15 protein-coding genes are annotated in these 17,760 nt (G+C 39.1%); 11 read left to right on the top strand and 4 right to left on the bottom strand.

The features are described from left to right. The first annotated feature begins 13 nt into the window (after positions 1 to 13). On the top strand, positions 14 to 1,483 hold the full coding sequence (locus tag PP2015_RS04210; RefSeq protein ID WP_157599068.1) for a winged helix-turn-helix domain-containing protein: 1,470 nt from the start codon (positions 14 to 16) through the stop codon (positions 1,481 to 1,483). A 95-nt stretch (positions 1,484 to 1,578) separates the two neighbouring features. Continuing rightward, the gene (locus PP2015_RS04205) at positions 1,579 to 2,700 is read left to right on the top strand and encodes a DUF4405 domain-containing protein (protein ID WP_058029090.1); all 1,122 of its coding nucleotides are present in this window, start codon (positions 1,579 to 1,581) and stop codon (positions 2,698 to 2,700) included. Positions 2,701 to 2,763: 63 nt separating this feature from the next. Here the strand turns inward: PP2015_RS04205 and PP2015_RS04200 are convergent, their stop codons facing one another. From PP2015_RS04200 to PP2015_RS04190, 3 genes are all read right to left on the bottom strand, one after another. Continuing rightward, the gene (locus tag PP2015_RS04200; RefSeq protein WP_058029089.1) at positions 2,764 to 3,408 is read right to left on the bottom strand and encodes a hypothetical protein; all 645 of its coding nucleotides are present in this window, start codon (positions 3,406 to 3,408) and stop codon (positions 2,764 to 2,766) included. A gap of 4 nt (positions 3,409 to 3,412) precedes the next feature. After that, positions 3,413 to 3,901, bottom strand: coding sequence for an RNA polymerase sigma factor (locus PP2015_RS04195; RefSeq protein ID WP_058029088.1), 489 nt, complete (start codon positions 3,899 to 3,901; stop codon positions 3,413 to 3,415). Between the two features lie 351 nt (positions 3,902 to 4,252). After that, complete coding sequence (locus PP2015_RS04190) at positions 4,253 to 4,861, bottom strand: glutathione S-transferase family protein (protein WP_058029087.1); 609 nt, start codon at positions 4,859 to 4,861, stop codon at positions 4,253 to 4,255. A gap of 114 nt (positions 4,862 to 4,975) precedes the next feature. Here PP2015_RS04190 and PP2015_RS04185 point away from each other — a divergent pair, with 114 nt between their 5' ends. The 4 genes from PP2015_RS04185 to PP2015_RS04170 all read left to right on the top strand — a co-directional run bounded on the left by PP2015_RS04185 (position 4,976) and on the right by PP2015_RS04170 (position 10,741). Beyond that, positions 4,976 to 5,857, top strand: a complete 882-nt coding sequence (locus PP2015_RS04185; RefSeq protein ID WP_058029086.1) for a LysR family transcriptional regulator — start codon at positions 4,976 to 4,978, stop codon at positions 5,855 to 5,857. A gap of 68 nt (positions 5,858 to 5,925) precedes the next feature. Then, positions 5,926 to 6,936, top strand: a complete 1,011-nt coding sequence (locus PP2015_RS04180; protein WP_157599067.1) for an ABC transporter substrate-binding protein — start codon at positions 5,926 to 5,928, stop codon at positions 6,934 to 6,936. Beyond that, a complete protein-coding gene (locus PP2015_RS04175) occupies positions 6,933 to 9,677 on the top strand; it encodes an ATP-binding protein (protein WP_058029084.1) in 2,745 nt (914 codons plus the stop codon). Before PP2015_RS04180 ends, PP2015_RS04175 begins: the two co-directional genes overlap by 4 nt. Positions 9,678 to 9,757: 80 nt before the next feature. Next, entirely contained in the window at positions 9,758 to 10,741 is a 984-nt protein-coding gene (locus PP2015_RS04170; protein WP_058029083.1) for a hypothetical protein, read from the top strand. Positions 10,742 to 10,816: 75 nt separating this feature from the next. On the opposite strand, the gene PP2015_RS04165 is transcribed toward PP2015_RS04170, so the two are convergent. Continuing rightward, the gene (locus PP2015_RS04165; protein WP_058029082.1) at positions 10,817 to 12,544 is read right to left on the bottom strand and encodes an amidohydrolase; all 1,728 of its coding nucleotides are present in this window, start codon (positions 12,542 to 12,544) and stop codon (positions 10,817 to 10,819) included. A gap of 70 nt (positions 12,545 to 12,614) precedes the next feature. Here PP2015_RS04165 and PP2015_RS04160 point away from each other — a divergent pair, with 70 nt between their 5' ends. The 5 genes from PP2015_RS04160 to PP2015_RS04140 all read left to right on the top strand — a co-directional run bounded on the left by PP2015_RS04160 (position 12,615) and on the right by PP2015_RS04140 (position 17,747). Beyond that, the gene (locus tag PP2015_RS04160) at positions 12,615 to 13,304 is read left to right on the top strand and encodes a response regulator transcription factor (RefSeq protein ID WP_058029081.1); all 690 of its coding nucleotides are present in this window, start codon (positions 12,615 to 12,617) and stop codon (positions 13,302 to 13,304) included. Between the two features lie 15 nt (positions 13,305 to 13,319). Beyond that, complete coding sequence (locus tag PP2015_RS04155) at positions 13,320 to 14,513, top strand: histidine kinase (RefSeq protein ID WP_058029080.1); 1,194 nt, start codon at positions 13,320 to 13,322, stop codon at positions 14,511 to 14,513. A 363-nt stretch (positions 14,514 to 14,876) separates the two neighbouring features. After that, entirely contained in the window at positions 14,877 to 15,410 is a 534-nt protein-coding gene (locus PP2015_RS04150; protein WP_058029079.1) for a GrpB family protein, read from the top strand. 78 nt (positions 15,411 to 15,488) lie between these two features. After that, the gene (locus PP2015_RS04145; protein ID WP_058029078.1) at positions 15,489 to 16,505 is read left to right on the top strand and encodes a hypothetical protein; all 1,017 of its coding nucleotides are present in this window, start codon (positions 15,489 to 15,491) and stop codon (positions 16,503 to 16,505) included. Between the two features lie 129 nt (positions 16,506 to 16,634). Next, positions 16,635 to 17,747: a serine hydrolase domain-containing protein gene (locus tag PP2015_RS04140; protein ID WP_058029077.1), complete on the top strand. Its 1,113-nt coding sequence runs from the start codon at positions 16,635 to 16,637 to the stop codon at positions 17,745 to 17,747. Positions 17,748 to 17,760: the final 13 nt, after the last annotated feature.

Genomic DNA, 17,760 nt, shown 5'->3' with positions numbered 1-17,760 from the left:
ACTGGACAATACATTGCAGTATCAAACTTTAGATTATTATATTAATCCTCACGCTTTAACGCTGCGTAGTATAGGCGGCGATATGATTGCTATTCGTCCGAAAACTTGCCAATTATTGTTATTGCTTCTAGAAAATGCTGGAAAACCTGTTAGTAAACAAAACATTCTTGAGACGGTATGGGCTGACTCTGTTGTCGCCGAGCAAGTTGTTTTTCAATCTATCAATGAACTAAGACAGATATTTACCAACAAAGAAGTTATTAAAACCATACCTAAGCAAGGATATATGTGGTTACCTGATGTCTCTACGATTTCAACCTCTGAACCAAAACATAAAACCAACCGACACACTATTACAGTGATTATTTGCAGCTTAGTAATCGCTTTTGTCTCTGTCCTGTATTACTTTTACTTAAAACATAATGAGCAGCCTAAACAAAATACAGTGGCTGGCTCTGTTGTCATTTTGCCAACGCAAAATCAAATTGAAGGGAACGACCATAGCTGGGTTCGCTTAGGCTTAATGGACCAAGTCATACAGCGCTTACCCAATAATCAAGCGCATGGTGTATTACAGACAGATTATGTGCTGGAAGTGCTAGAGCGAGCAGGCGCGCCCTTGAGCCATGTTAAGCCTGAGCATATTAGGCAAATATTTATTGTCTCGGGCGCCGAGCTGATAGTCTCTTCAAAACTGTCAGGCTCTCCGCATGACTACCAACTGAGTTATATCCTGCACTATAAAAATACTCAACAAAAAGGTGTGTTGTTCGGTCGTGACATTCAAGCAGTGATCGATGAATTTAGCGATAAAGTGGCAAAACAATTAGGCGAAGAAAGCGCTCTACAAGCCAACAACTATCATGCCGACTTTAATCATGAAATGTTAGGGGTGGCCATTGACCTGAAGCTTGAAGACAACCATCTAGCTGCAAAACCTTTGCTTGAGAGTATCATTGCGCATGATCCTGAAAATCTGACTGCGCAACGCCTATTAATCAACACACTTTTTGAGTTAAAAGATTACCCTACAGTAAAAAAACACCTAATGTTGGCTATTCCACTCGCTCAAAAGCTCAATGACAAAAATGAGTTAAGCCGCTTGCATTATCTCAATGCCATTCACGCCATTATTGAGGGAGATGACGAGCTAGCTAAACCAAGAGTTGAGCAAGCTTTAAAAGTAGCCAGAAGCAATAATGATTGGCTATTTATGGCCTACTCGAAGGATCTGTTGGCGCGTATTGCACAGCATCAAGGTCAATACGCATTAGCTAAAACGTATTACCTTGAAGCAAAAAAACATCATCAAGTTTTACGTTGTCCTGTTGGTGAAAGCAGCGTTTGGGCCAGCCTTGCTTTACTTGCCAAGAAACAAAACAAGCTCGATGAATTCAACGCTGCATTAAGTAAAGCCAAGCAGATAGCTAAAAGTCGAGCGCTGACAAATCAACTCAAATACTTAAACACTCTAAATTATTAATAATAAAATCAATAACCTTAGATAATTTTAGAAAGCTTTAGTGGCTTTTATTGCCACCCTTAAGCGATAAGGGGGGGAATTCAAAAGGAGTCACTATGTCATTTTTTAATGCCCGAGTATTTATCGGCACCCTATTGTTTTTAGCCTTCATTGTTATGTTGGTTACCTCTGTACTGTTATACAGTCAGCAACATGATGCTGTCATTGCGCTTATTCATACTTTAATCGGCGCGGCAATGATTTTAGTCGTCGTATGGCACTTATTTAAAAATTCAAAACCCCTCTTTGCTTATTTAAATCCGCTAAATAAACATATGGGCAAAGTCAGCTTAGCTATGCCGCTAGCTGTTATATTAATTGGTTACCTATTAGCGTCACCATTTTTCGCTCTGCCACCTGCAATGCAAGTTTACACTTGGGGGCAAACCCTAAAAGCCGCAGATAAAGCCGACCAAGATAAAGAGCTAAAATATGTCGAGCGTATAATTACCCCAGCAGAAGCCAGCGGACAAACGATTACCTTAGAGTTGAAAAAAGGGCCTTACTTTATGTGGCCACAATATGCATTTTGGTTAGAAACCCTAGACGGTGAATTTGTTCAGCCGCTCTATGTCACAGAGAAAATCGCCACCAATAATTTCACCAATAAAGTTTCTAAAATAGACCCTGAACAAGTATTCAATGAGCACTTACTGATCGGCGAAAATGCAATTGGTAGAGAGGCATTAACCGGTGGTGAAGACGCAAAATCAAAAGATACCCGCATGCGCCCAGAATCGCTGCCTGTGTTTTTACATCAACTTGGTGTGCAAGCCAGTAATGGCTTCTACCTACCAACCGATAATAAACTGGTTGTCGACGGCTTTAGTGGTGCAACCATGACAGATAATTTCATTTACTCAATTCAGCTGCCGACTTCACTGACTGGTCAATACCGTATTCGTTTTGAGATAAACCATTCATTCGATTACAACACGTACTACAGTAGTGACCGATTCCCTGACGACCCCGTGTATTCTGGAGACGGTTTTACTGCGCAGCCATCACTAATTTATCAAGCCATTGTCGATTTTGACCATCCAAGTAAACTACAGCAAATGCAGCTTATCGGTCACGGTCACCATTCAGGTAAAGATGGCGATGTACGAACTGATCTCAGTAACTTCACCACCGCATTAGAGTTAGTTGACAGGATCTTAGTCTCTCATTCCCTATAACTGAAAAACGCAGCCAACTGGCTGCGCTATCCGTTTTTAATATTTAAGGTGCCGAGCACATTACTACTGTGCTTTTAAAGCACGCATATCTGTAATTAATTCTTCCAGCTTTTTAAACTGTCTACCGTAAATGATATCTAAATCTAAACGATACAAAGCTTCTGAATATCGCACGACCAACAAAAACAGCACTGTGATAACCGCCCACACATAACCTGGAATCTCTAACAATACATACTCTGTCGGATAATGCTTCAAAAGCAAAGCCATCACTTTACCACCTGCATTACTCGCTAGCCCTTGTGTTACCATACCGATATAGAACAGCGGATAAAAAAATCGATAGTACTTCGAATATGTATCCATTGAGTTTTTAAGCCAAGTATCAAAGCTCTCTAAATACTCTAAACTGCTCTGCCCTTTCGATAAGTTATGCGATTTAGTGAGCTCTTTTCTCGCTATCAGCACAAGCGGTGCTAGCAATACACAGATATACAAGCCTAACCAAGGTGCTCCGATTAAACTCATCACCACCAGCATGACTAAAGCACCAATCACAATGGCTTTAATATTAACTGCAAACATATTTTGCAGTTTATCTACGATATTTTGCGACTTCCTATTATATAAGTCGTTCACTTTTGGTGCTGATAGCTCACCCTCACTCACAAAACCTTGTTTCCACATTGCTTCAATAGACTTACTCATGTGTTCACTCCTGCGCTTGTATAAACTTGTTTAATCTTTCTTTAATACGCGTAATGCGTACGCCAATACTGTTTGTGTTAGCACCAATAATTTCGCCAATTTCAGCGTAAGATTTCTCTTCTAAATAAAGCAGGATCACTGCTCTATCTATCTCTGACAAATGCTTAATGGCGTTATAAAGCAGGTTAAGTTCATCAGAGCCAAATGCCTTGGCGTCGTCATGTACTTCATCAGGTAAAGCATCAGACACAAACTGCTGCTCGCCTTTTTTACGCTGTTTTAAATGGGTCAAACAAACATTTAAAGCCACCTTATAAATCCATGTTGACCATTTAGACTCAGCATTAAAATTGTCTCTACTTCGCCAAATTTGCAGGCACACCTCTTGGTAGTAATCTTCAAAATCTTCTTGGCTATGGGTGTATGCCCGACAAATTTTGATGATGATCCCCGCAAAAGGCAGTATTGATTGCTGATAAAAATCGCTTCCCATTCACCTCGTTCCATTTTGTATTTTTCTAGCTAACCTGAGCTTTGGTTAAGAGATTTACTAGATAACTAGAGTACTTATATTAAGTTTTCTAAGTCTACAGCTGGAAACTTTCAGGGATAAAAAGCGAATTTACGCGTCAATAGCTAGACTATTGCAAGTAAATTCAACGTAGTTAGCGTTGAAAGTAGCCGCTGGAGATAGATTTATTATCCAGAGCTCAGGTTAGTTAGTAGATAGCAGGTGGTATTTATTACAGCTTGTAGGAAATTTTTTTCGAAGGAAAGATTTTGTCGCACTAATAAGTCGCCAAGCCACTAAATCTGATAAATGGCTTGGCTATATATAACAAAACTAGAGTGATAATAATGTCGGTGAATTGGTCTGCGCTTGCTTTAAGCGCTGTTTGTATTCTTTTAATTCAGAAAAACGCTCAGCTAAATCGAAGCTCAACATTCTATCCCACCCTAATATCACCGCGAGGTAATAATCAGCCAGTGTTGGTAAGTTGCCCGCTAAAAATGGCTGTTGCTGAAGCTGCTGCTCAATCAATCCGAATAATTTAACTAATTCCTCTTCGGCATTGGCTTTTACCACTTCATGTTCATTGGCAATACGTTCTGGCTGAAACACACGTGAGAAATGCCCATGTACCGTTGATGCCACAAAATTTAACCACTTAAGTGCGTCAGCGCCCTCTATGGTTGCTAAGCCTGGCATCAAATTAGCCTCAGGGTGCTTTTGCGATAAATGGATTAAGATCGCTTCACCTTGGGTTAAAATATGCGCATTGGTTTTTAACACTGGTACTTTACCAAGTGGGTTAATTGCTAAAAAGTGTTCACTAAATTGTTCATTCTGAAACAGGTCGATAATTTCAACATTATGCTCCACACCAATAATCTCTAAAGTAATTAATACGGCTGTAGAGCACGTAATTGGGCAATGATAAAGGGTATACATAATTCATCCTTTTAATAAGTCGTTTAGCTTTAGGTTAATTTAGGATTAATTTACGACTTTTCTTGAGGAAAAAAATTACTACTTCTTGCATATCTTTTGTGCAAAAATGCACAGATGAACTTAGATGACGATTATCAATATATTCTTGCACTGGCTACTCACGGCAGTTTGTCAGCCGCGGCTAAGCAGCTCAATGTGACACACACAACGGTTGCCAGGCGAATTCATGCATTCGAAGCCCGCTTCAATGTTACTCTGTTTGAACGTGTCCCTAAAGGCTACCAGTTAACTCAGATTGGTCGCTCTGTTTTACCTGATATTGAGCGGTTAAAAAGTTTACAAGGCCACATTGAACGACAACTTGAAGGTCAAGACAAAAGCTTAAAAGGTGAGGTCAACATCGCCTTAACTCCAGAGTTGGCACATGACTACGTTATCCCACTACTCGATGAGTTTTATCAGTGCTTTCCGCATATTCAACTCAATTTGATAATGGGCACCAGTCAAAAAGATCTCAATGCCAGAGAAGCCGATATCGCACTGAGGTTTACTCCTGAGCCGACTCAGCCCGATTTGATTGGCAAAAAGCTGTTTGCATCGAATTGGGGCGTCTATGCCAGTGACAGCTACATTAAAAAGCCAAAACAAATCGATAACCTATTACTATGGCAGTTGGAGTTTCATAAAGATTGGTATCAAGGTCACTTTAACAAAACCCAAATCATCGCTCGATTTGATAATTTAGCCGCTTTAATTAGCGCAACAGATCAAGGTCTAGGTATTGCCAAATTACCCTGTGGTTTAGCCGACCAAGCGAAGTATGAAAACCTAAGAAGGCTCGATTTGACCACTTCTCCCTCTAACTGGAGTTTATGGTTGTTATATCATTTTGATTTAAAAGAAACGGCAAAAATCATGGCTGTGAAATCGTTTTTAATTGAACACTTCTCTAAGTTCGAAAGCAGGTTTTTAGGAGAAACAAGTCGTTACCTTTGAGATCACTATCGGATAAGTTTTTTAATATTATTTAAAAGTAAAAAACTTAGCCTTGCCAGAGCCAGAAATTGGTCAATACTTATCAATACAAATATGCTTTTCGATTTAAAGTTATGTGGCAACTTTCCAAAAAGATAATGCTCTTCATTTTTATTTTATTTTTAGTTTCTTGTAAAAATGACCCGCCACACACTTTACGAATTGCAATTAACCCATGGCCAGGTTATGAAGTACTTCACTTAGCGAAAGAAAAAGGCTTTTTTAAACAAGCAGGACTTAATGTTGAGCTTATTAGAGTTGCCTCTTTAGCCGATACACAAAGGGTTTATTTAAATAATAAAGTCGATGGGCTCACTAGCACTCTAATAGAAGCCATACAGATTCAATCTTTCGCTGTGAGACCTCTCACTATTGCCTTAATAACAGACTACTCATTGGGTGGAGACGCAATTATTGCTCATAAATCAATTGCGAATATGGCCGCCTTGAAAGGTAAAACAGTGGGTACAGAAGTCTCCTCACTAGGTATATATGTACTACAAAGAGGTCTGCAAAAACATAAACTTAGTTTAAATGATGTCACAATTAAAAATGTTGAACAGATGTCTGGTATCAAAGAAATGAATAAAGGCGAGATTTCTGCCTATGTTACTTACCCCCCTATTTCTACGGAGTTATTAAAAAACCCTAACTACCATGTTATTTTTGATAGCGGCCAAATCCCTAAGGAGGTGGTTGATATTGTCAGCATCTCACAAAGCTATCTAAAAAAGCACCCTGAAACTTTAGAAAAACTATGGCAAGTTTGGCAGTTATCTTATGAGTTTATTCAGACACATCCAGATGAGGCTATGACTAAAATGGCCAAACTAGAAGGCTTGGACATTGATGAATTTGCTAAAGCTTTTAGCGGCCTAGAAATGCAAACAGGTGATGCGCAATCTGAATTAATAAACCACCAATTTCTTAAAAATGTTACCAAGCAAGTATGTGAGACTTTATGGAGCATCAAATCTATAGATGAACCCTGTGGTTTTGTTTCTAGTATGTTTTTCAACCAGCTAAAACAAAATAAATGATTAAGAGCTCACTTTATCTTAAATCGACCATCCCGTTACTTTTACTTGGTATCAGCTCTTTTTTGCTTTTCACTCGCTTTATTGCCGACGAATACCGATTACAGCATGAGCGCTTCATAGACTCTTTAGTAGATAACGTTATCACCAGTGTGAGTATTTCTGCTGAAGTAGATGCCTCCAGAGAAAACTTACAACGTGTACTTGCAGCATTATCGAGTAACAGCGCCATTCAAGAAATTATGATTATTGCTCCTGAATCGCTTGATATCGTGGCATCAAAGAGGTTGTTTATCCAAAAAAGTAGCTTACTTAACCCTGGAATAATAGGAAAAGAAAAACTAGAAGAGTTAATACACTTCAAATCTCAACTTAGTGATAAAGTCAAAGTGATTTACCACCATCATGAGAATTGGTATGCGTTGTCTTGGTTATATCTTGTTGATCCTGAAATAAGGAGATTACGTGCCTACTATTTCTGGATACACATAGACTCAACACAACACCAAGAGAAGCTAAATCAGCGATTAGAGAGCTTTACCTTCAATTTCTTGATCATTATTTCGATTATGGTTGGTTTATCATTTTGGCTGCTTCACTATTTTGTCACTAGCCCACTCACTAAAATAGGTGTAACCATCAGACAAGGGTTACCGATCCCTAAAGATATCATCAAGCAGCAAGGAGGCGATGTTATTGCCAAAGTTGCAGGGTCCTATAACAAGGCCATAAAACAAGCGCAAGAAAGGGCTGAGCAGCTAGAGAAAACTCGACATTATATTGATGGCATAACTCAACATGTTCCTGTGCTTCTCACATATGTCGATATCGAGGAAAAATACCGTTTTGCAAACCAGCTTTATTGCCAATTGTTTAAACTAAATGAGCAAGAGATCGTTGGAAAGACGGTGAAGTCAATTTTACCTGTTGATATTTATGACAGAATTCAAGATCACCTTTTTAATGCTTTGAAAGGCAATGAAACCGCGTTTGAGATTGATGTCACAATAGATGGGGTTCAAAAGTATCTCATAACGACCTATACGCCCGACTTTACTCATGATGGCCATGTTGAAGGTGTATTCGCTTGTATTGAAGATGTTACAGAGCTCAAAAACTCCGAGCAACAACTGGCTACATATGCCTCTGAAATGGAGTTCAATAATTGGGCACTAGAAGAAGCGAAAGAGCAAGCTGAAAACGCGTCAAAAGCAAAGGCGGATTTCCTAGCTACAATGAGTCATGAAATAAGAACGCCCATGAATGGCGTGCTTGGCATGTTAGACTCGCTAAAAGACACACCTCTGAACCAAGAACAAACAGAACAAATTGATATTGCAAGCCGCAGTGCGCTTTCTTTAATGCGCATTATCAACGATATACTCGACTTTTCGAAAATAGAATCAGGCAAACTCGAAATTGATATCAATGAGTTTGATATCGTTAAATTAATCAAAGAAACAGCCACTTCATTTGCCAAGCAAGCACATGATAAAAATATCGCGCTCATACTCGATATTGATGAAATTACTCTGCCTATCATTGCCTCAGACTCAGTTAGAATTAAACAAATATTGACCAATTTGATCGGTAATGCGATTAAGTTTACTGAGTCAGGAGAGGTAATCATCAGAGCGCATTATGTTTATGCTCAAGAGCATCAAACACCTCAAATCAAATTCCAAATATCTGATACAGGCATTGGCATTTCACAGGATAAATGCAATTTAATTTTCGAACACTTTTCACAAGCTGATACCTCAACGACACGTCAATTTGGTGGTACAGGGTTAGGCCTGAGTATCGTCAATAAACTCTGTGAACTATTAGGAGGGGAAATTGTCGTTAAAAGTAAACTAGGGTTGGGCAGTACTTTTATCGTGACTTTGCCTCTATCAAGCAAAAGTATTGAAAATCAGCAAGTTCAGCACTCTATAATTCATGACTTCACGGCCAAACATTTCCACTTCGTAGAGCATAATTCTAGTTTTTTACAGGCATGCGAGCACACCTTAAGTAAGTTTGATATTGCGGTGCATAAACACAAGCATATTCACATGCTCGAATTAGAAATTGCGAAACTAAATGGTGAACAATTGTCATCACATTTTTATGTACTTAGTTGGTCTTTAGAAAATAGCCATGACATCGATAGATTTGTGTCATTACACTTGACCAATACTGTGACCTTATTGCCTTTTAATACATCTATTAGTTCTCACTTTAAGCAAGCTGATTTTAAACAAGTTAAATACTGTAAAAAGCCCTGCACTTTACTCGATATCGTTCATGTATTGAAACAAGGCTCAGATAATCATATTAATGATCTCCCTATCGTTCAGCCTAAAGATTACACCCGACTTTTCAAGCATATCTTAATCGTTGAAGATATGCCGATTAACCAAATTGTTGCCACGCAAATGCTGAATGGGTCAGTTGAACACCTCGATTTTGCGAATAATGGTCTCGAAGCCCTCACAAAACTTAAAGAGCATAAAGACAACTATTATGAATTAATCTTGATGGACTGCTTAATGCCCGTCATGGATGGCTACGAAGCAACCAGAAGAATTAGAAAACGTGAAGCTGGTGAAAATAATCAATATATTCCAATTATCGCTATGACAGCGAACGCGATGAATGGTGACAAAGAAAAATGCCTTGATGCAGGTATGGATGAATATATTAGTAAACCTCTGATAAAAGAAGACCTCATCGCATTATTAGAACGTTTTTCGTTATAAAACTTAATTGAGTTGGGCCAAATAAGACGATAAGATTAATTCCTATATTAGGTTCAAGCTAAACCTATAAGGAACTTTCGTTGAATAGAACTCTAGTAAGTCGATTACCTCTGTTATTTTTAATCTGTCTTGTTGCGACTTACTTCTGGTTTTATAGTTCGTCATCGATTCTCAATGAATATGGTAGCTACAAGCCTGAATGGCCGTTACTCATTGATACATTCATTACTCTTCCATTGATTTGCTATGTTTTCTTAACAGATAAAAAACAAGCAACAATTAAAGCAATAGCCTATTGCGCATTACTCATTCTCTTTGGTGCCTACTTCATACCTGCTCAGCAAAAGTTTATTTGGCACTCTTTAGAGCAAGCGCGTTATCTAGTAATGGCGTCAGTACTCTTTATCGAACTTGTGGTGGTTGCATCTGTGATAGCAGCTATTAAAGCGGATTTAAATACTTGCACCGATCCCGATGAAAGCCTAATTGCTCCTTTAAAACGCTGGTTAAAGTCCGGCCCAGTATTTAATTTAATGCAATTTGATATGCGAATGTGGGTGTTTTGCTTATTCGCTAATAAAATAAAGAGTGAGAACTATATTGGCGAACAACACTTTTGGTATGCCAAGAAAGATGACGCAAAAGGCAATGCACTGGGGTTTATCTTTTTGATGGCGTTTGAGATCCCGATTGCACACCTGGTTCTGCATTTTGCTTGGTCACCCTTAGCTGCCAATGTTATCTCGTTATTATCAATTTTTGGATTGGTACTGTTTATTGGTGAGTATCGTGCTATGTCACGCCGTCCAATTTCACTAACTCAAACTCACTTAATCGTTAGATACGGTATCTATAATCCGCTTTATATCCCGCTGGATAATATTGAAACCATATCGCCGCATAATGAGTTTGTGCCAAGAAGCAATGAAGTTAATAGGTATAATTTCTCAGGCGTGCCGAATATCGAGATTAAACTAATCAACCAAATTGATAAAAAATCTAAGATTTACCTTGGTGTAGACGATCCGTCTTCACTTATTAATGCGCTCAATAACAAGATATAAAGCATCGACTACCTGAGCGGCTGCATAACTGCTGCGGCTTAGGTAGTTTTGCAATTAAAAACCTTGAGCTTTGTGTTAACGCTGATAAACAATCTCACCATCAAGCAAGGTCATGACCACCTGAGTTTGCTTGATTTGTGCTGCTGTCATATCAAATAAGTTACCATCAAGTACAATTAAGTCTGCCAATTTGCCGTTCTCAATAGATCCAACTAACTGCTCTTGACGCATAGCATAAGCACTATTAATGGTATAGGAAGCAATTGCTTGCTCTAAAGTAATATTCTGTGGTGCCCGAGATATTGCATTGCCAATTCCCACAAATGGATTGTAAGTACTCACATTCCAATCACTACTCAAAGTCAACAACGCATTTGATTCGATTAAGGACTTAATTGGCACTAGGTCGTAAGCACGTTCCTCTCCCAGAAATGGGATCATTTCGGCCCAATGATTTGGATGCGTAAAATCGCCCGCAACTTGCGCATCTGCTATCACACCTATTTCTGCAAACCGTTTGTAATCTTGCGGGTCCATGACTTCAATGTGTGTCAGGCGATGACGATTTTGTTTTGAAGACGCCTTTTCAATGGCATTTAATGCCTCCGTGATCCCTCTATCACCAATAGCATGAATATTAAAATCAAAGCCAACAGGCTCCAGCGCTTTCAAATACTTTTCAATTCGGCTTTGAGTAAAATAGTTAAGCCCTTTATTACCATATAAACCCAATATATTCACATGATAAGGATCATGCATCGCCGCGGTGGTATTCACCAAGATGCCATCCATATAAAACTTAACTTGGTTCACTTTAAGTAGGCTATCCGCTTTATTTTGATAACGTTTTTTTAGCGCCTCTAACTGTACTTCATCATTCATTTGCGGGTAAGCCCAAAGACCTAAAGCAACGCGCAGTGTCAATTTGTCATCATCAGCAATACGCTGCCATGTGTCTAATTGTCCTCGTTGCCAGTAAGTACGTGCATCGCTGATAGACGTGATCCCAACCTCATTCAACATGGGCATAGTATGTTCAACGAGACCTTGATAATCTTTATCGGCACTGCCTTGCAATGAACGCATGGCGATTTCCATCACCAACTCCCCAGCATTATCGTACAAAATACCATTTAAACGGCCTGACTTATCTCGACCGATGACACCACCAACAGGGTCTACCGAATCACTTCTGATCCCAGCAAGTTCTAATGCCTTACTGTTCACCCACATTGAGTGAGAAGTCTGTTCCATAATAACAACAGGTCTGTCACTGACTGCATCATTTAACACCTCAAGCGGCGTATTTTGCATCTCTAGTAAAGTCGATACCTCATGACCATAACCAATTAACCATTGTGCTGATGGGTTGTTATTCGCGGCATCATATACAGCATCGATATACTCATTTTCAGTACCATAAGCAGGAATTGTGAATTGCGTCGCGTCTGAGCCAGACTCCATAGGATGAATATGAACATCATGGAACCCTGGCATCATCATTTTGCCTTTCAGATCGACAACTTGAGTTTGTGCATCAATATACTGCTCCACTTGCTCATCGCTACCGACATAAATAATTTTATTATCTTTGATTGCAACTGCTTCTGCCCATGCTTGTTGCTTATTCACCGTATAAATATCGCCATTGAAAAAAACACGAGTTGCCTTATTCGCATTATCAACAGTCGCTTTGTCTGTCACCGTTAAGCTCGTTTGACCGGTCTGGTTCTCACCGCAACCTGCTAATGTACAGGCCAGGCCTAAAACAACACTTGAAAACACCATATTCATCACTCTCATTACTTGACTCCTATTTGATGTCATCACACTATCAAGGTTGAGGTAACCACAAGGTAACAGTATAGAAGCAATGATTGTTTTATTGGTAGAAGATGACGCGGTTTTAGCGAGTCAAACAATAGACTTCTTACAAAACGAAGGCATCGAAATTGATTACGCGCGCTCTATTGGACAAGCGATAGGAATAAGCCAAGAGCAAAAGTATGATGCCATCATTTTAGATATTAACTTACCTGATGGTAGCGGGCTCGAATTAGCAAAACATTGGCAAGGGCAGCAGAGCGCTCCTATTTTGTTCTTAACAGCACGTCATGAGTTACAAGATAAATTAGAGGCTTTTCAGCTTGGCGCACTCGATTATATTACAAAGCCATTCGCACTTGAGGAATTAACAGCTCGATTAAAAGTTCTCGTCAATAAACAACCAAATTTAAACAATCACTTTAAGTTAGACACCTTAGAAGTGAACTTCGATAGCAGAGTAGCTAAACGTGGTGAGCGAGTTATTTTACTTTCTCCACAGCAATGGCAATTATTAGCGCTATTATCAAAGCACAGCCCTAACCCTATCGATAAAACGGACATTATGACGCAGATATGGCCAGAGCAAGATGTTAATAATAATATGTATAAGTCTTTAATCACTCGACTCAGAAGTAACCTTTCTCAATCGAATGAATGTCAGCTTTTACATACGCTTAAAAAGCAAGGGCTAGTTCTTAAAATAGATGAGCCAAACGCATCAGATACTAGTAATTGAATAAGAAAAAGTGATATGAGCGCAAGCATTTCAATAAAAAAGTATCTACTGACACGCTTTAGCTTGTTCGGAATTTTAGTTGTTTTAATTTGGGGCCTCATACTGAAAAGTAGCTACGAATTTGCGCAAGATGACACAACTGAGCACTACCTTTTCTATGACGCAGAACTGGCCGACAACCAGCAACTTGAATTACCTATTTCTGATGACTTTAAACTCATCACGCGACACAAAGATGACCTGCCTGGCTGGGTTGTTGAAAAAATAGACGCGCAATTATTGCCACATAATCAAAGTCATTACTTTAATATTGAGAACGAACATATTTATGTTCTGTCATACATACGTACTACAGATGCTTCACCTATTTACGTTTTGCACTATTTCGAAGATGAGACTTCTACGTTTTTTCCTTGGTTTAATGTGGGCATTAGCTTGCTGATAGCAATGTTACTTATCGCCATTTTTTCTACCCACATAACTTTAAAAACACAAATAGACACATTGCATAGATATATCGACCCATACTTTAAAAGAGCACAAGAGCAGCTCAAATTTATGGAGTTTCAAACCTTCGCTAATACTCTCACCCAATCTCGTCAAGCGGAAAAAGAGGCGCAGATACAACAACGCCTAGTCAGCGCTTTTTTAAGTCATGAAGTGAATACCCCTATCACTCAAATTAATCATGCTCTGTCTAGAATAAACCAATTAGATGATATTCCACTTGATGCATTGCCTGTATTAGATCAACTGGCAAAAGCAAATACCACCTTACTTGAAACAAGCCGAGCAATTTTGGCCTTACAACAAATACATAACGAAGAATTAGAAAGATTAAATGTGGTAGATGAATTCAAAGAGTTAGCAAATAATTCAGCTTTCTCAGATTTAACACTTTCATTAAAGACGGCAACCTCACCAAAAGTGATGTCTCATAAGTATTTATTGAAGCTGCTATTCACACAAATCTTGAAAAATGCGCTCCAATATAGCCAAACCAATGAATTAGGTGAGCAAGTTTTATATGTTGAAGTGAATGACCAAGGCATGCAGTTTTCGAATGTAATTAACTCACACTCAACACATCTCGGCCATGGCCTTGGTATGAGTTTAATCCAGCAGATCTGTCACAAAATGGATTGGTGCTGCCTGAGTAAACAAGAAGATAGTCTGTTTACACTTACAATTAACTACACAGAAAACTAGCGAGCCACCTCTAAACCTTAACTAGGGCGTGTTGACCTTTGTTGTGTGCTTTTGCAGCAGTGAGTTGGATATTTAGGCCAGGCAGAGGCTGCGTAGCAAGGGTTGCCCCGCATAGTTATTCTATGTAAGTCAGCCGATAACGTCGAATAAATGTTCAACTCGCGCTGCTCGAAGAGTTCAACCAAAGGCTTCCACTACTTTTTCATTCGCCACTTACATAACCCATTATGCGGGGCAACCTATGCTGCGTAGCTCATTTCGCGTATTGAAAGCCTTTGATTTGAACAAAATCCATACCTCAAAGATAAACACGCCCAAACCTTATGATGTACAATGCATTTTTGAGAAAAGAGCTTATACACTATGTCAAATGTCGTATTCATTCCTTACCAACTTGTACCAGCAAGTTTTAATCCTTGGCGAGAAATATTTTTAGACGTTGCACAAGCGGTTATTGCAGAGTTAGCTCATCCTGATTTCGAGTTTCTTCATTTTGGGTCTAGTTCTTTTAAAGTTGCGGGCAAAGGCATTATTGATATTTCAATATTGTATAAAGCAGGTCAACTTACTGAAGCGGTCGAGCATTTAAAATGTAGTGGTTTTAGCGACCAACACAGTAATAAACCATTTCCTGAGAATCGTCCTCGCAAAGATATTGCTGTTATTTTTAAAAATGAAACCTTTCAAGTTCATGCACATGTCATTGAATTGGGCAGCGAGGAGCATTTAAAGCAAGTAAACTTTAAAACGCACATGCTCAACAACCCAGATGCGCGTGCCCAGTACGAAGCGACAAAACAGCAAGTTATTGCTGATGGGCTGACTGTGCAAGATGACTACGGCAAAGCAAAATCACCTTTTGTGAAAAGTGTTTTACAAGAGATGGCAAAACCATAATTTATTCAGACGATTCATATTGATATTATTTTCGGTATAGCGCTTTTACTCGCATTCAAAACACATAGGGATTAATTTGTGAAAACACTCAAACTTTGCGCTGTTACTGCTTTCTTATGCTCTGCAATTAGCGTATCAGCTCAACCAAGCACACCAATCAAAGTCATCGAAAACAATAACGCACAATTCAAATCAGATTCTATGCTGAGTCGCCACGAAGGCTATACGCTCGTCAATTATATTGTTAAAGCTGATGGTTCATTAGGCGAAGTAACCGTTTTATTCGACTCAGAAGTAAAGCCGACGACCGAAAAAGCCAAGAAATACTTAGGTAATCTAGAATTCGAAGCAGCTACTTACCAAGGTAAAGCCCATGATGCGGCACGCTTTTTCTCTTATACTTACTCAACGGCACCTACTACAAACTCAAACAATAATCGTGCTTCTAAAGGGTTTGTTAGCGATTATGATGTCATTGACAAACTGATTAAAGCTCAACAACTAGAAAAAGCATACAAACACTTTGGAGAACTGCAAAGCCACACTAAAAACCTCAATGAACAAGCGCTTTTTGCTTGGCTGAAATCTCAATATTTTTATGCACTACAAGATTGGCATAACTATGAGAAGCAGTTACAGCGCGCTTACTTCTTACGTAAGCATTTGCCAAAAGAATTTGCAGTACCATGTATTCAAAACCTGATGCAACTGTATCTTTATCAAAAAGATTTCTTAAATGCAAAACGCGCTTTACTGGCACTCAATTATGTACCAGGCGTAAATATCTCTGAGCAAGCACAGCAAAAAGCGATGGCCGATATTGCTGGACTTTACCAACAAACCCCGTCAATCACACAAAGTGTTAAGCTAGATAAAGATACCCCAAAGAGTGTTGGCGTTTCTCGTAGTGAAGTGGCATTAAAAGGTGATGGTCAGGCCCAACTTAGATGCGATGCTTATCTTGAGCCTCGCACAACACTACCGACAAATATTATAGCTAAACCAAGTTATGGTCGCTGTAACCTTATTTTAAGTAGTAGCCAAAATTCAGATGTGACCATTACGCAAACAGGTAAGGCCGTTGTACGTTTCTAAGTCTTGAGCTATTTAAGTTTGCGCTAACAACATAAACATTCAGAGAGAGCCGCTCATCATGTGGCTCTTTTTTGTTCCGATAAAACAAAGTAGAATCGCAGGGCTATTTTGCAAGGAGCATGAACTTCAATGAAAACAATCACTTTAAGCGCTTTATTCTTGTTACTCCTGCTAGGCTGTGCAAGACAAACCGATAGTCTGCAAGAATCACTTACGTTACAAATGCAAAGTAATGCCGAAGCACACGGTTTATTGGCACAAGCGGTATTAGTTAAGCAAAATAATAATCTGGTATTTGCTCACGCTATGGGTGATACGGATATATCTCATGCTAATCCAGTGACCAAAGGCAGCATTTTTCCGATTTTCTCGCTCAGCAAACTGTTTGCTAGCACTTTGCTATTTCAGCTTGTAGAACAAAACAAAGTTAATTTAGACGCACCTATCGGCCAGTATCTTGAGCACCTACCTAAAGTTTGGCGACCTATTCCCGTAGCCCATTTTTTAAACCACAGTACTGGGTTACCTGAATATTTTGACTATGATGACAAGCAAGTCTTTGCGCCAAACAGCATTGATGCTGCCATTCAATCACTGAGCAATACGCCATTGCAATTTAAGCCAAATAGCGCCACTCGTTATAATCAAACAAATTATTTAGTGATTAAATTACTGCTAGAGAAAATCACTAAACAGTCTTATTCAACACTAGTTCAAACGCGAATTTTAACGCCATTGAAAATGCATAATACATTTATCAAGGGAATGAATACGACGTTTCAATCTGTGACGGCTTATTTACCAAATAGCGGTGATGCGTTACACGTAAATCCATATACATTCCCTACCTATGCGAATGTACATTCTGACGCTTATTCAACTATTCAAGACCTTAGTGTCTTTCTTTATGCATTAATCAATGGCGAGCTGGTTAATAAAGCATTGCTTGAAAGTTTATGGCAACCTGCACTGTTAGAGAGTGGTTCAAAAAATTATTTCGCCTCAGGCTGGGAATATGAAGAAGTTGGCAATTGGCAAGCGGTTGGTCATGATGGCGGAGGCGTGCTGAGAGTCAAATTGCTCTTTCAAGAAAACATGACCGACAGCATCATTGTTATCTACTTAACCAATGGTAATTTGGATGGTGTTTGGAGCCGCACACTTGTCAACACAATCGAAAGTAAAGTGCTTCCAGATCGTTACTCTAAATTTGCATCATGGTTAGGTGGTCTGTTTGATTAAGCAAAATCGATAA

This window comes from Pseudoalteromonas phenolica (assembly GCF_001444405.1).
Taxonomy (GTDB): domain Bacteria; phylum Pseudomonadota; class Gammaproteobacteria; order Enterobacterales; family Alteromonadaceae; genus Pseudoalteromonas; species Pseudoalteromonas phenolica.
The sequence above is the reverse complement of the archived record's forward strand: the minus strand, read 5'-3'. Positions and strand labels throughout refer to the sequence as shown.